General features: G+C 69.0%; 16 protein-coding genes and 1 riboswitch. Of the genes, 6 read left to right on the forward strand and 10 right to left on the reverse strand.

Annotated elements, in window-relative coordinates:
- Positions 1–14: 14 nt before the first annotated feature.
- The 8 genes from metK to miaB form a co-directional block, all read right to left on the reverse strand.
- Complete coding sequence (gene metK / locus ROJ8625_RS02085; protein WP_085790180.1) at positions 15–1,196, reverse strand: methionine adenosyltransferase; 1,182 nt, start codon at positions 1,194–1,196, stop codon at positions 15–17.
- Between the two features lie 6 nt (positions 1,197–1,202).
- Positions 1,203–1,250, reverse strand: a riboswitch (SAM-SAH riboswitch).
- 14 nt (positions 1,251–1,264) lie between these two features.
- On the reverse strand, positions 1,265–2,788 hold the full coding sequence (gene lnt / locus ROJ8625_RS02090; protein WP_085790181.1) for an apolipoprotein N-acyltransferase: 1,524 nt from the start codon (positions 2,786–2,788) through the stop codon (positions 1,265–1,267).
- On the reverse strand, positions 2,781–3,728 hold the full coding sequence (locus ROJ8625_RS02095; protein ID WP_085790182.1) for a transporter associated domain-containing protein: 948 nt from the start codon (positions 3,726–3,728) through the stop codon (positions 2,781–2,783). The genes lnt and ROJ8625_RS02095 overlap by 8 nt, the downstream gene beginning before the upstream one ends.
- A complete protein-coding gene (gene ybeY / locus ROJ8625_RS02100) occupies positions 3,721–4,254 on the reverse strand; it encodes an rRNA maturation RNase YbeY (protein ID WP_085790183.1) in 534 nt (177 codons plus the stop codon). Before ybeY ends, ROJ8625_RS02095 begins: the two co-directional genes overlap by 8 nt.
- Before the next feature lie 76 nt (positions 4,255–4,330).
- Positions 4,331–5,311 carry a PhoH family protein gene (locus ROJ8625_RS02105; RefSeq protein WP_085790184.1) on the reverse strand — a complete coding sequence of 327 codons (981 nt, stop codon included), beginning with the start codon at positions 5,309–5,311 and terminating at the stop codon, positions 4,331–4,333.
- 148 nt (positions 5,312–5,459) lie between these two features.
- A complete protein-coding gene (locus ROJ8625_RS02110; protein ID WP_085790185.1) occupies positions 5,460–5,774 on the reverse strand; it encodes a hypothetical protein in 315 nt (104 codons plus the stop codon).
- Between the two features lie 14 nt (positions 5,775–5,788).
- The gene (locus ROJ8625_RS02115; RefSeq protein WP_085790758.1) at positions 5,789–6,328 is read right to left on the reverse strand and encodes an OmpA family protein; all 540 of its coding nucleotides are present in this window, start codon (positions 6,326–6,328) and stop codon (positions 5,789–5,791) included.
- Positions 6,329–6,699: 371 nt separating this feature from the next.
- On the reverse strand, positions 6,700–8,022 hold the full coding sequence (miaB, locus tag ROJ8625_RS02120; protein WP_085790186.1) for a tRNA (N6-isopentenyl adenosine(37)-C2)-methylthiotransferase MiaB: 1,323 nt from the start codon (positions 8,020–8,022) through the stop codon (positions 6,700–6,702).
- A 122-nt stretch (positions 8,023–8,144) separates the two neighbouring features.
- On the opposite strand from miaB, the gene ROJ8625_RS02125 reads away from it, so the two are divergent.
- Positions 8,145–9,014 (forward strand): hypothetical protein, encoded by an 870-nt coding sequence (locus ROJ8625_RS02125; RefSeq protein WP_085790187.1) that lies wholly within the window; start codon positions 8,145–8,147, stop codon positions 9,012–9,014.
- Positions 9,015–9,026: 12 nt separating this feature from the next.
- Here ROJ8625_RS02125 and ROJ8625_RS02130 read toward each other — a convergent pair whose 3' ends face one another.
- Positions 9,027–9,701, reverse strand: coding sequence for an FAD-binding oxidoreductase (locus ROJ8625_RS02130; protein WP_085790188.1), 675 nt, complete (start codon positions 9,699–9,701; stop codon positions 9,027–9,029).
- A gap of 342 nt (positions 9,702–10,043) precedes the next feature.
- Positions 10,044–10,292, reverse strand: a complete 249-nt coding sequence (locus ROJ8625_RS02135; RefSeq protein ID WP_085790189.1) for an accessory factor UbiK family protein — start codon at positions 10,290–10,292, stop codon at positions 10,044–10,046.
- Positions 10,293–10,407: 115 nt separating this feature from the next.
- Between ROJ8625_RS02135 and lgt the strand changes: the two genes are divergently transcribed.
- From lgt to ROJ8625_RS02155, 5 genes are all read left to right on the forward strand, one after another.
- Positions 10,408–11,313: a prolipoprotein diacylglyceryl transferase gene (lgt, locus tag ROJ8625_RS02140; RefSeq protein ID WP_085790759.1), complete on the forward strand. Its 906-nt coding sequence runs from the start codon at positions 10,408–10,410 to the stop codon at positions 11,311–11,313.
- Entirely contained in the window at positions 11,310–12,377 is a 1,068-nt protein-coding gene (locus ROJ8625_RS02145) for a class I SAM-dependent methyltransferase (RefSeq protein WP_085790190.1), read from the forward strand. Before lgt ends, ROJ8625_RS02145 begins: the two co-directional genes overlap by 4 nt.
- Entirely contained in the window at positions 12,374–13,129 is a 756-nt protein-coding gene (pgeF, locus tag ROJ8625_RS02150) for a peptidoglycan editing factor PgeF (RefSeq protein ID WP_085790191.1), read from the forward strand. Before ROJ8625_RS02145 ends, pgeF begins: the two co-directional genes overlap by 4 nt.
- Before the next feature lie 242 nt (positions 13,130–13,371).
- Positions 13,372–13,524: a hypothetical protein gene (locus tag ROJ8625_RS20900; protein ID WP_159456706.1), complete on the forward strand. Its 153-nt coding sequence runs from the start codon at positions 13,372–13,374 to the stop codon at positions 13,522–13,524.
- Positions 13,525–13,865: 341 nt separating this feature from the next.
- Entirely contained in the window at positions 13,866–14,543 is a 678-nt protein-coding gene (locus ROJ8625_RS02155) for a Hint domain-containing protein (protein ID WP_085790192.1), read from the forward strand.
- Position 14,544: the final 1 nt, after the last annotated feature.

A 14,544-nucleotide genomic window follows, 5' to 3' on the forward strand; every position in this document is an offset into this window, starting at 1 on the left:
ACCGTCGAACGGGATCAGACTTCTTTCTTGAGCGCCTCGGCGAGGTCTGTTCGCTCCCACGAGAACCCGCCGTCGGCATCGGGCTCGCGGCCGAAATGTCCGTAGGCGGCGGTGCGCTCGTAGATCGGCCTGTTGAGATCGAGATGCGTGCGGATACCGCGCGGCGTCAGGTCGATCACTTTCGGGATCGCCGCTTCGATCGCCGCGGGGTCGACCGCCCCGGTGCCGTGCGTGTCGGCATAGATCGACAGCGGCCGCGCGACGCCGATGGCGTAGGACAGCTGGATCGTGCACCGCTCCGCAAGGCCGGCCGCCACGACGTTCTTGGCGAGATAGCGCGCGACATAGGCGGCCGAGCGGTCCACCTTGGACGGATCCTTGCCCGAGAACGCGCCGCCGCCATGCGGAGCCGCGCCGCCGTAGGTGTCGACGATGATCTTCCGGCCGGTCAGGCCCGCATCGCCGTCCGGTCCGCCGATCACGAAGGTGCCCGTCGGGTTAACCCACCACTCGCAGTCCGGGGTGATCCAGTCGGCCGGGAGCACCTCGCGGATGTAGGGCTCCACGATGCCGCGGATGTCCTCTGATGTCTGCGCCTCGTCGAGGTGCTGGGTCGACAGCACGATCTGCGTGACACCGACCGGCTTGCCGTTCTCGTAGCGCACGGTCAGCTGCGATTTCGCGTCCGGGCCGAGAAGCGGCTCGGCCCCCGACTTGCGGGCCTCCGCCAGCCGAAGCAGGATCTTGTGCGCGAACAGGATCGGCGCCGGCATCAGCGCGTCGGTCTCGTTCGTCGCGTAGCCGAACATGATCCCCTGGTCGCCGGCGCCCTCGTCGCCGCGCTCGCCCGTGACGCCCTGCGCGATATGCGCCGACTGCTCGTGCAGCAGGTTCGTGATCTCGCAGGTGGCGTGGTGAAACTTGTCCTGGCTGTAGCCGATGTCCTTGATGCAGGCGCGCGCGATGTCCGGGATCCGATCCATGTACGCGCGCAGCTTGTCCTGGTCGGTCAGTCCGATCTCCCCGCCGATCACGACACGGTTCGTGGTCGCGAAGGTCTCACACGCGACACGGGCGAGCGGATCCTCGGCCAGAAGCGCGTCGAGCACCGCGTCGGAGATGCGGTCGCACACCTTGTCCGGGTGGCCCTCCGAGACGGATTCCGACGTGAAGTAATAGGACTGCCGAGTGGTCATGAAGATTGCTCCGTTGGGTACGTCCGCCACGCCAGGAAGCCGTTGTGACGGGAATTGGCGGATCAGCGCTATCCCCTGCCCGGACCGGCGTCAATGCGGCTTGACAGCGGCGCGCGGAGGGCGAGTCCGGCCAGCAACGCGAGCAGCGCGACAAGTGCCGGCCAGTCGCCGGTCCGGCTGTAGAGTGTCGCCGGCCCCGCCGGCGGCAACGGGTGATCGACATGGCCCGCCTGCCCCAGCGGCAGCGCTGCGAGAACCCGCCCGCCACTGTCGATGACCGCCGAAACCCCCGTGTTGGCCGCCCGAAGCAGCGGCAGTCCGGTCTCGATCGCGCGCATCCGCGCCTGAGCAAGGTGCTGGTACGGGCCCGAAAAGGTGCCGAACCACGCGTCGTTCGTGAGTTGCAGAAGCATCTCCGGCCGCGCCGGTGCGCCCGTCACATCCTGCGGAAACACCGCCTCGTAGCAGATCAGCGGAAGCGCGGCGCCGAGCGCCCCGAGATCGAGCAGCCGCGGCCCCGGGCCCGGCGAGTAGCCGCCCTCGGCCCGCGCGGCGAGGCCGGAGACCTCGATATGCTCGAAGAGCCAGCGCGCCGGCATGTATTCCCCGAACGGCACGAGGTGATGCTTGTCGTAGACGTCGACGATGCCGCCTTGCGGTCCGATCGTGACCGCCGAGTTGAACCAGCGGCCGTCCTCTTCGCGCTGGATTCCGACGACGACCGGTGCCCCCCGGGCCGCCTCCTCGACGATCGCGAGCGCCTCACCGGCATTGTCGAGCAGCATCGGCAGCGCCGTTTCCGGCCACACGATCAGGTCGGGGCGCGGCGCCGCCGCCGTCGCCGCCACTTGCCGTTCGAAATAGACCGGCACCATGTCCCGGCGCCACTTGAGGTGCTGGGGCGCGTTGGGCTGCACCAGCCGGACGACCGGGCGCCCGTCGAGATCGTCGGGTGGCGGTGCCAGGAGCGCGCCCCCGCCCAGCATCAGAACCACGCCAGCGATCGCGCCTCCGCCGATGCGCCAGTCGCGTCGTGCAAGAGCGTGCCCGCCGAGCGCCGCGACCGTGAGCGCGGCAAGGGTCAGGCCGTGCGATCCGACGAACGCGGCCCAGTGCGCGGCCGGACTCGGGCTCCAGACGTAGCCGACGAGGCCCCAGGGAAATCCGGTGAGCACGTAGGCGCGCGCCATCTCCGACAGCGCCCAGAGCGGAACCACCAGCGCCGGGCGACCAATTCGCCACGCCAGCCATGCCGGCACCGCCCAGAAGAGCGCGAGCCCCCCCGCAAGACCGGCCAGGCCGAACGGCGCCATCCAGCCGGTCAGCGCGGCATCGACAAGAAACGGCTCGACGATCCAATGCAGCGACAAACCGAAATACCCGGCGCCGAAGACCCACGCCGTCCAGCCGGCCTCGGCCGGTCGCTGGGCGAAACGGATCAGCACGAAGAACAGGACGAGCGCGGCAAGCGCGAGCGGCCAGAGATCCGCCGGTGCCTGTCCCAGGGCAAACAACGCGCCGAGCGCGAGCGCGGCGCCAAGCCGCTGGCGACGGGACAGGTGCGGCGCTCCGGCCGCCGCGACGTCAGTCATTCTCCGGGCGGGATCCCACCTGCACGTGCGTGCGCGTCGCGGCGGCCGCGGTTCCGGGCGCGCCGGGCAGGCGCACGCGCATCCGCTTGATGCGGCGGGGGTCGGCGTCGACGACTTCGAACTCGACACCGCCGGGATGCGGCACGACCTCGCCGCGGGCCGGCACGTGGCCCGCGAGCATGAACACGAGCCCGCCCAGCGTATCGATCTCCTCGCCGTCCACGTCCTCGTGGTCGGTCAGGTCGAAGCCGATTTCGGCCTCGAACTCCTCCAGCGGGGTCTTCGACAGCGCAAGGTAGCATCCCGTCCGCTCGAGCGTGAAATTGCGCTCCTCGTCGGTATCGTGCTCGTCCTCGATCTGGCCGATGACCTGCTCGATCAGGTCCTCGATTGTGACGAGTCCGTCGACGCCGCCGTATTCGTCGATCACGAGGGCCATGTGCCGCCGCTCGGTCTGCATCTTCGTCAGGAGCACCCCGATCGGCATCGAGGGCGGCACGAAGAGAAGCGGGCGCAGCAGACGTTTCAGGTTGAAACGGGTGTCGCGGCCGTTGAAGCCGTGCTTCAGCGCGAAGTCCTTGAGGTGCGCCATGCCGATCGGCGTGTCGAGCGTGCCGGCGTAAACCGGCAGCCGCGTCAGGCCGCTTTCGCGAAAGACCTGAACGAGATCGTCACGGGTAATCGTGTCGGGCACGGCGATGATGTCGGCCTTGGGGATGGACACGTCCTCCACCCGCATGCGGCGAAGGTTTCCAAGGCCCAGGAGCCCCTCGCGAGAGGTCTCGCCCCCGGAGCCTGCCTCGTCCTCGTCCTCTTCGCCTGCGGCCCCGAACCCGAAGAAGCGGCGGAAGAAGCCGCCGTCGCCGTGGTCGCCGTTTAACTCGGCGTCCGTCTCCTGCGCGCCCTGCGCCGCGCGAGACGAGTCGTCGCTGTCACCCATCTGTCCTAATCTGTCCTGTCTGACCAAGGGCGCCCTGCCCTCCTTCGGCATATGGGTCGGGCACACCCAGTTTGCAAAGTATGTCAGTCTCGAGCCGTTCCATCAATGCGGCGTCGCCATCGCGCTCGTGATCGTAGCCTAGAAGATGCAACACCCCGTGAACGATCAGGTGGATCACGTGATCGATCACCGGGCGCCCCGCCGCCTCGGCCTCCCGGGCGCAGGTGCCCCACGCGATGGCGATATCGCCAAGCTCGCCCGGCTCCGGCGCGTCGGGCGTATCGCCCTCCGACTCGGCCCCGCGTTCTTCTGTCGGCCAGCTCAGCACGTTGGTCGGGGCCGGCCGACCCCGGAACGCGCCGTTCAGCGAGGCGATGCGGGCGTCGTCGCAGCCCAGGACCACGATCTCGTACGCACCGGTGTCGAGCCCGAGATGCCCCAGCGTGGCCTCGGCCGACCGCTCCGCGATGACGGGCAGGTCCGCGTCCTCCCAGTCGACCGCCTCGATGACCGTATCGGTCAGCATGGCGCGGCCAGGCCCCCGCACCTCGGAATCGTTAGGCCGGCCGGCACGCGCCGGTCCGGCGCAGCGGCGACTCTGGTCATCCCGCCTCCGCGTCCTTGTCGTAGGCGTCGATGATCTTGGCCACCAACGGATGCCGGACGACATCGCGCGCGGTGAAATAGTTGAACGAGATCTTCTCGATGTTCGACAGCAGCCTCTCGGCGTCGCGCAGGCCGGACTGCACGCCGCGCGGCAGGTCGACCTGGCTGCGGTCGCCGGTGATGACCATGCGCGACCCTTCGCCCAGACGGGTGAGGAACATCTTCATCTGCATCGAGGTCGCGTTCTGTGCCTCGTCGAGGACCACGAAAGCATGGCTCAGCGTGCGGCCACGCATGAAGGCGAGGGGCGCGATCTCGACCGTCTTCTCCTCCATCATCCGGGCCAATTGCTTGCCCGGCAGGAAGTCGTTGAGCGCGTCGTAGAGCGGCTGCATGTAGGGATCGACCTTGTCCTTCATGTCGCCGGGCAGGAAACCGAGCCGTTCGCCCGCCTCCACCGCCGGGCGCGACAGGATGATCTTGTCGACGTGACCCTGGATGAACATGTTCACGCCCACCGCGACTGCGAGGTAGGTCTTGCCGGTGCCCGCCGGGCCGATGCCGAAGGCGAGCTCGTTCTCGTAGAGCGACCGCACGTAGGCCTTCTGCGCCTCGGTCCGCGGCTCGATCAGCTTCTTGCGGGTCTTGATCTCGATTCGGTCGCCGGGCCCGAACATGTCGAGCTGGCTGCCGGTCGTCTCGGCGCCGTCTGCCATGCGGAACTCGCGGTCGATGTCGCCGCGGTTCACGCTCTTGCCCTGCTCCAGCCGCTGATACAGCGCCTGAAGCACCTCGGAGGCTTCCGCCTGCGCCGCGGCCTCGCCGTGGATCGCGAGGAGATTGCCTCGCCGCAGGATCTGCACGCCGAGGCGGGCCTCGATATCGGTGAGGTTGCGATCGAACTCACCGCAAAGCTCGATCAGAAGACGATTGTCGGGAAATTCCAGGACGGCTTCGGTCAGGGTGCCGGTGCTCACGCAGGTCTCCGGGTTGGACAGGTGCCCGTATCGTCACAAGCCCGGAGGCCGGTGGCAAGGGCGAAGCGTGTTTCGGCGGTTCGCTGCGACACGAAAACGCCGCGCGAACAGGCTCGCGCGGCGCAGATCGCAGGATGTCGCGGGCCCGTCAGTTCGGATCCGGGATGTCGGAGCCGCCCTTGAAGTCGCCGGCCGTGTAGGTCGGCGGCGCGACGCCCGAGCAGACCGGCTTGCCGTACTTGTCGAGGCGGTTGACCTGGTAGCCTTCGACCCCGTCGTCGGCCATCCAGTGATCGCAACCGTCGGGGTCGACCCAGATGCCCCATTGCAGCTCTTTCAGCGAATGGGCGTTGATGCCGCGGTCGATCGACTTGTCGGGCGGGTAGCCGCGCAAGCCCTCGTCGACACACGCCGACACGAGCATCGCGGCGCCGAGGACGGCGGAGAGGGTGAGGCGGTTCATCTGACGTCCCCCGGTCACTGGTAGCACAGGATTTCGACGCGGCGGTTCTTGGCCATGCCCGCCGCCGAATTGTTCGACGCGACCGGGAGCCGCTCACCGTAGCCGCGGACATCGACGATGCGCGCGCCCACCTCTCGGCCGATCGCCGCGACCGCGTTGGCGCGATTGTAGCTCAGCCGCATGTTGTACTCGTCCGACGCGCGGCTGTCGGTGTGCCCGACGATCGCAAAGGCGGTGGCGTCCGAGGCGCGGAAGAACTCCACCAGCCGGGCACGCCCGGCTTTCGACACGCGGTAGCGATCGGTGGCGAAATACTGGTCGGTGTTCATGACGCCGCAGACGTTCTGCCGGCGGCAGACCGGCACGCCCTGCCGCGTCAGCCGGTTGGAGGCGTAGCCCTCGGCACCGTCGTCGAGCACCCAGACCTCGCAGCCGTCGGGCGTGAGCGCGACGTTCGGAATGTACTGGCCCTGGTCACGGCCCTGCTGCGACGGCGTGTCCCGGGTGAAGGCCTGTGCCTGCGCCTCGGACGACGGCAGGACAACAGCGGCCATCCCCAGCGCCGCCACCCCCGACAGCCCCGGGGCGATCGACGCCACGAGGCTCAGGCCGGCCAGTCCGGCCGCCACTAGGTTGCGAATCCCCACGTTGAAGTCCCTCGATCTTTGACCTGTCGTTCGGGACCGACGCTCCGGATGCGGCAGCGGATAGCGGCAGTCCCCATCCCGCGAACAGTGCACGGAATGCCGGGACGGGGAAGGGAAATGTTGCCGGCGTTCCCGGCGGCGCGCCGATGGCAGCACGGGGCCGGCATTGGCGCACATGCCCGAACAACGCCGTTTCCCGTGCGGCGCCAATGTACCCCGACAACTGCCGTTGTTCGACCCGCGCTCCGGAGCCGACCGGAACGCGCCGCAATTCCGGCTCAGGCCAGCGTGCCGCCAAGCGAGTTCGGGCCACTCTCGGTGATCCGCACCCGGCGCAGATCGCCCGGCGCGATCGCCGTATCGGTCACGTGTACCGCGTGCAGGTAGTCCGACTTGCCCACCATCTGCCCCGGCATGCGCCCGGGCTTTTCGAACAGCACGTCGACCTCGCGTCCCACCATCGCGTCCTGAAGCGCGCGCTGCTGCCGCGTCAGAAGCGCCTGCAGCCGCTGAAGACGCTCGGTCTTCACGTCCTCCGGCACCTGCGCGCGCTCGGCCGCGGGCGTGCCCGGGCGCGTGGAGTACTTGAACGAGAAGGCCGAGCCGTAGCCGACTGCCTCCACCAGATCGAGCGTGGCCTGGAAATCCGCCTCGGTCTCTTCGGGGAAGCCGACGATGAAGTCACCCGACAGGTGCAGGTCGGGGCGCGCCGCGCGCAGCCGCTCGATCAGCCGCAGGTAGCTCTCGGCGGTATGCTTGCGGTTCATCCGCTTCAGGATCCGGTCCGATCCCGCCTGCACCGGCAGGTGCAGGTACGGCATCAGCTTGTCGCAATCGCCGTGCGCCGCGATCAGGTCGTCGTCCATGTCGTTCGGGTGCGATGTGGTGAAGCGGATCCGGGCCAGCCCGTCGATCGTGGCCAGCTCGCGGATCAGCTGCGCGAGCGTCCATTCGCCACCGGGCCCCGCCCCGTGATAGGCGTTCACGTTCTGCCCCAGGAGCGTGATCTCGCGCACGCCCCGCGCGACCAGCTCCTGCGCCTCGTCTAGGACCTGCGCCACCGGGCGCGACACTTCGGCGCCTCGGGTATAGGGCACGACGCAGAACGCGCAGAACTTGTCGCAGCCCTCCTGCACCGTCAGGAAGGCGGTCGGACCACGCCGCGCCTTCGGCCCCCGCCCCTTCAGCGCGGCGAACTTGTCGTCCTCGGGAAAGTCGGTGTCGAGCGCCTTGGACCCGCTGCGCGCCCGCGCCTCGAGCTCGGGAAGCCGGTGATAGCTCTGCGGCCCCACCACGAGGTCCACCATCGGCTGGCGGCGCATGATCTCCTCGCCCTCGGCCTGCGCGACGCAGCCGGCCACGCCGATGCGCAGGTCCGGCTTTTCCGCCTTCAGGTCCTTGTAGCGGCCGAGTTCCGAATAGACCTTCTCGGCCGCCTTCTCGCGGATGTGGCAGGTGTTGAGCAGGATCATGTCGGCGTCGTCGGCGCTGTCCGTCGCGACATAGCCCTGACCGGCGAGCGCCTCGGTCATGCGCTCGCTGTCGTAGACGTTCATCTGACAGCCGTAGGTCTTGACGTAGAGCTTCTTGGGCGCGGTCATGCGGGCCTCCACGAGCCGGGAACGCGGGGATCAGGCAAGCGCTCTAGCGCAGATGCGCCCGGCCTTGCAATGCGGCGCCGCATCGCCGATTCTCCACCGAAAACGGGCAGACGCGGCGGAACATGCGATACACGGGGCTCGAGGCGTTTCTGGCGGAGGGCAAGTCGGCGCTGGCGAAGGGGCCGGTGGCGCTCGTCTTTGCCGAGGACGCGGTCGAGATCGACACCACCATCCGACACCACCAGCAAAGCGGATTCGCCGCCGTCGTCGTCTTCGTCGCTCCGGTCTTCGACATCGCGCCCGACGTGGCCGACACGGTGCACCGCGTCGACTACGACCCGACGGCCGAGGACGCGGTGCCGGCGGCGGTCAACGCGGTGATCGCCGCGGCCCCCGGCGTCTGGTTGTTCTACTGCTACAACGCCGAGTACCTGTTCTACCCGTTCTGCGAGACCCGCTCGGTGGCCGAGATGCTGGCCTTCCACGCCGAGGAGCGCCGCGACGCGATGCTCACCTACGTGGTCGATCTCTACGCCGACGACCTCGACCGGTTTCCCGACGCGGTCTCGCTCGACCACGCGCATCTCGACCGATCAGGCTACTACGCGCTCGCCCGGACCGATCCGGCCAACCATGACCACCCGAAAGAACGCCAGCTCGACTTCTTCGGCGGGCTGCGCTGGCGGTTCGAGGAACATGTCCCGGCGACACGGCGCAAGATCGACCGCATCGCGCTGTTCCGGGCCCGGCCCGGCCTCGCGCTCCGGCCGGATCACACCTTTTCGGACGAGGAATACAACACCTACGCCTGTCCCTGGCACAACAACCTCACCGCGGCGCTGGTGTCGTTCCGCACCGCCAAGGCACTGAAACGCAACCCGGGCTCCACCTTCGACATCCAGACCTTCGCGTGGCACAACTCGACCCCCTTCGAGTGGCACTCGCGGCAACTCCTCGATCTCGGCCTGATGGAGCCCGGGCAATGGTTTTGAGCCGAAGCAAGCTCAGTCGAACTCCTCGGTAACGATGTCGTCCTCGGCGACGCCGATCTCGTTCAGCGCACCGGCGATATCGTCGAGCATCGCGTCCGGGCCGCAGACATAGCACTTGCCCTCGCCCGGCGTGACGTGCTCGGAAAGGAGGGCGCGCCCGATCTGGCTGGCGTAGAGCGGGCTCGACTCGTCGTCGGTCACGACGAAGACGCAACTCAGCCCCTCCATCCCCTCGAACGCATCCCGCAGGATGATGTCGCGCTCGGTCTTGTTGGAAAAGATCAGCGTCGAGCCCTCGAGCGTTCCGGCCTCCTTCAGCCGCTTGCGCAGGATCGCGATGAACGGGGTGACCCCGGCGCCGCCGGCGATGAACCAGCCCGGCCCCCGGTCTTCGATCGCCCCCCAGGGATCGTCGATCAGGACCGTGTCGCCCGGCTTCAGGTCGGCGATCTGCTCGGTGACGCCGTCATGCTCGGGATAGGACTTGATGACGAACTCGAGCGTCTCCTCTTCCGGCAGGCTGGTGAAGGTGAAGGGCCGCTTCTCCTCGCGCCAGCCATCGCGGTCGAGCGCGAGATCCGTGGCCTGGCCCGGGGAGAACGAGAACCCCTCGGGCCGGTCGAACACGAGGTGGTTGGTGTCGTGCGTCACCGGTGCGATGGATCTGAGCGTCAGCGTATGCGGCATCGGAATCTCCCGTCGAAAGGTTCACGATCAACCGCGCGACGCCGCCAAGGTTCCGAGCTGCCCGCCCCACACGTCAGGGCGCCGGGGCCGGTTTTTCCACGGGTCCCGCGCCGACCGGCGGTGCGGCGCGCCCCGCCGATCCTTCATCTTGCCGAAAACCCCGGGGGTGCGGGGGCAGAGCCCCCGCGAATTGTGGGTACGGGGGGCAGAACCCCCGCGACGGTCAGGTGCGGCGGGCGGAGCTCCCGCGAGGTGCGCGTACCAGGGCGCGGCACCTGCGCATTCCGGATACGGGCGCGTCGCGTCCGGGCGTCACCGAGCGCGCGTCGCGCCGCGCGCGGCTCAGCCCCGGCCGCCCTGCTCGAGAGCGTCGATCCGGGCCTTCAGCGCCTCGTTCTCCTCGCGTGCCTTCTGCGCCATGGCGCGGACGGCGTCGAACTCCTCGCGGGTGACGAAGTCGCGGTCTGCGAGCCAGCGATCCATCATGCCTTTCATCGCCGTCTCGGCCTCGGCGCGGGCGCCCTGCGCCACACCCATGGCGTTCGTCATGAGCTGGCTGAAGTCGTCGAACACCTTGTTCCGGGTCTGCATTCGGGGATCCTTTCCGCTGTCTCTGGCGTGTCGCCTTCGCTGTGTATATGGCCCGCGCGGCCGCCCGTCTCAAGGTTGACAGGGGGTGCGCCGAACCGCAAAGGAGTCGCCGATGATCACTGCCGCGATCCCCTTTCCGCCGCTGTCGCCCGAACTCGTCTCGATCACGATCGGCGGGGTCGAGCTCGCGTTGCGCTGGTACGCGCTGGCCTACATCGCCGGGATCCTGATCGGCTGGTGGCTTGCCGTGCGTGCGCTCAAACGTCCGGCGCTGTGGCCCGCGAACACGCCGCCGATGGGGCCCGCACGCGTCGAGGACCTGATGACATGGGTCGTGCTGGGCGTGATCCTCGGCGGCCGGCTCGGCTTCGTGCTGTTCTACCAGCCCGGCTACTACCTCGCGAATCCGTGGCAGATCCCGGCGATCTGGCAGGGCGGGATGGCGTTTCACGGCGGCCTGATCGGCGTGACGCTCGCCTTTCTCCTCTGGTGCCGGCGCACCGGCACGCCGATGCTGCCGACCGCGGACATGATGGCGCTCGCCACGCCGCCGGGCCTGCTGCTCGGCCGGATCGCGAATTTCGTCAACGCCGAGCTCTGGGGCCGGCCGACCGACATGCCCTGGGGCGTGATCTTTCCCGGTGCGCTCGCGCAGGAGTGCGGCCAGTCGCTGGGCGAGCTCTGCGCGCGCCATCCCTCGCAGCTCTACGAGGCCGCGCTCGAAGGGCTGATCCTCGGTGCGGTGCTGATCTGGCTCGGCTTCGGGCGCCGCGCGTTCCGCACGCCGGGACTGATGACCGGCGTCTTCGCCGCGGGGTACGGGCTGAGCCGCTTCGTGGTGGAATTCTTCCGCCAGCCCGACCTGCAGTTCCAGGCCCCGGGCAACCCGCTCGGCCTCGCGCTGCACGTGAACGGCTGGGGCCTGACGATGGGGCAGATCCTGTCCCTGCCGATGATCGCGATCGGCGTGGCGCTGATCCTGTACGCGCGCCGGCGCGGGAGCGCCGCGCAGCCGGCATGAGCGCGCTCGCCGACATTCTCGCCACGCGCATCGCGAGCGAGGGGCCGATGACCGTCGGCGAGTTCATGGCGACCTGCCTGATGCATCCCGAGCACGGCTACTACACGACCCGCGATCCGTTCGGCGCGTCCGGCGACTTCACGACCGCCCCGGAGATCAGCCAGATGTTCGGCGAGCTTCTCGGCCTCGCCCTCGCCCAGGCGTGGCGCGACCAGGGCGCACCGGCGCAGATCGTGCTGGCCGAGCTCGGTCCGGGGCGCGGCACCCTGATGGCGGACATGCTGCGGGCCACGCGCGGCGTGCCCGGCTTTCACGACGCGCTGTCAGTGCACCTCGTCGAGACTTCGCCGCCCCTGCGCGCCGCACAGGCGGAGACGCTGGCGGCCCACGCGCCGGTCTGGCACGCCGACATCTCCGACCTGCCCGACGCGCCGCTCTTCCTGGTGGCCAACGAGTTCTTCGACGCCTTGCCGGTGCGGCAGTTCGAGCGTGCCGGATCGGGCTGGTGCGAGCGGATGATCGGGCTCGGGCCGGGTGACAGCCTGACCTTCGGCCGCACGGAGCCCACGCGCCGCCCCGAATTGGCGCATCGCCTCGCCGACACCGCGGAGGGCGCGGTGGTGGAAACCTGCGCCACGGGCGCGGCAGTCGCGGCCGCCATCGGCGCGCGGATCGCGGAGCGTGGCGGCGCCGCGCTGATCGTCGATTACGGCGACTGGCGCAGCCTCGGGGACACGTTCCAGGCCGTGTCGGGCCATGCACCGACCGACCCGCTCGCCGCGCCGGGCGAGGCCGACCTGACGGCGCATGTCGATTTCGAGGCGCTTGCCGACGCCGCACGCCCCGCTCACGCGTCGGCGATGGTCCCGCAGGGCGTGTTCCTCGAACGGCTGGGCATTACGGCGCGCGCCGAGGCGCTCGCGCAGGGATTGGCCGGTCAGGCGTTGAGCAGCCACATCGCCGCGCATCGCCGGTTGACCCACCCGGACGAAATGGGAACGGTGTTCAAGGTTCTCGGACTTCGCCCCGAGGGCGCGGCTCCGCTTCCCGGACTTGACCTTTGACGCTCGAGATCATCACCACCCCTGCCCTGCGCCCGCTGCGCCACGGTTTCTTCACCCGCCGGGGCGGTGCCTCGTCCGGCGTGTTCGCCGGGCTGAACTGCGGCATCGGATCGACCGACCAGGTCGAGATGGTGCGGATCAACCGCGCCCGCGTGGCCGAGGCGATGGGCGTCGATGCCGAAGCGCTCGTCAGCATGCACCAGGTGCACTCGGCCGAGGTCGCGGTCATCGGCGCGCCGCTCGACGGCGCCCGGCCGCGGGCCGACGCGATGGTGACCGCCACGCCGGGCATCGCGCTGGCCGTGCTGACGGCCGATTGCCAGCCGGTGCTCTTCGCCGATGCCGAGGCCGGCGTAATCGGCGCGGCGCATGCCGGCTGGCGCGGCGCGCTCGACGGCATTCTCGACGCGACCGTGGCCGAGATGGAACGCCTCGGCGCAAGGCGCGAAGCGATCCGTGCCGTGATCGGCCCGTCGATCAGTCAGCGCGCCTACGAGGTCGGTCCGGAATTCCTCGACACGTTCCTCGAGGAGACGCCGGAAAATGCCCGCTTCTTCGCCAACGGGCACGGCGACAGGCTGCATTTCGACCTGCCGGCCTACGGCATGGAGCGGCTGCGCCGCGCGGGCGTCGAGGGGGAGTGGACCCGGCACTGCACCTATCACGATGCGGACCGCTTCTTCTCCTACCGACGCTCGACCCATGCGCGCGAGGCAGATTACGGCCGCCTGATCTCGGCCATCCGGCTCTGATCCAGCGGGTCTGCGCCGGCAAACCGCCCGCGGGTTACCCCGGCATCGCCCGATCCCGGACATTTTTGCACGCAAGGTTAACGCATGGACGGCGCCGCGGACGCGCCCGCCCGCCTCGCTGGCCGTTTCGCCGCCACGCACATTTCCCCGAATAAGCCCGGATTGGACACGATCGCGCCCCAATGTCCCGCGAAAGTCGGGGCAACACAGACAGACCGTCGCACAATCCGAGGATCGCACCCATGAAAACCCGGTTCATCGCCTCCATCATCGCCACCGCGAAGACCTACCCCGAGGCCAAGACCGCGCCGCTGCCATTCGCGCGCGGGCAGCGCCGCCCTCTTGCGGCGCGCCGTGCACCGCAAACGGCCCCGGCGTCGCTGAAACGGGCCTGATCCCGGCAACGATTCGGCGCTGGTGCGTCGGATTAAGGCGTGATCGATCTCGATCCGTCGACAATTCCCCCAAAAGCCCTCGATTGATCGGCCGAGCGCCCTCAATCGGGGGCTTTTTTTGACGTTCTCGGCCGAATGCCAACATATCCTCTTCATACAGCCGCAACTGTCCGTCTGTTGTTGTTGGTGGGGGCCAGCACGGATGTGACCCAACACGTTGGGAGCATCGAATGACTCACCCCGCCCACGCTCGGCCGGACCAAAGCGACTCTGTCTCTCTCCGGGTCCCGAGGGACCAGTTTGCTCAATCCGACGGGCGGCCTCGTCACGCACCTTCTCTCATGCGCCGATACGAGGCCGCCGCGCTCGGCCCCGACCTGACGATCCGACAGGTTTCGGTCACCGCTCCCGCCATTCCAGTGTTCGAAGAGGCGACCTCGGCCTTCGCGCGCGGCACGCTCGTGCGCACGGTCGGCGGGCCCGTCGCGATCGAGGATCTTCTGCCCGGCGATTACGTCGAGACCGACCGCGGCAGCGAACCGGTGGTCTGGATCGGCTCCACCTCCTATGTGCCGGGTGTCGAGTGCGAAGGCTCCGGCCTGACCCGGCTGACCCGTGTGGTCGCCGACGCGATGGGCCCGTCACGGCCCGCCACGGACCTTGTGACCGGTCCGGGCGCGCGGATGGTCGTCGAGAGCCAGCGCCTTCGCACCCTGATCGGTCAGTCGCGCGTGCTGGTGTCCGTCGCCGATTTCGCCGACGGCGACCGCTTTCTCGAGATCCATCCCGCCGGAGCGGTCGAACTCTACCACATCGCGTTGCGCCGCCACGCCACAATCCGGGTGGGCGGGATCGAGATGGAAACCTACCACCCCGGGACGGGCATCCGGCGCCAGCTCGGCGACTACGCCGAACGGTTCGCGCGGCTGTTCCCGCATGTCGACGGGTTCGAGGATTTCGGGGATCTCAGCCTGCCGCGCTCCTCACGCTCGGTGCTCGACAGCATCGAGATGCGCTGAG

This window comes from Roseivivax jejudonensis, assembly GCF_900172265.1.
GTDB classification, from domain to species: Bacteria; Pseudomonadota; Alphaproteobacteria; order Rhodobacterales; family Rhodobacteraceae; genus Roseivivax; species Roseivivax jejudonensis.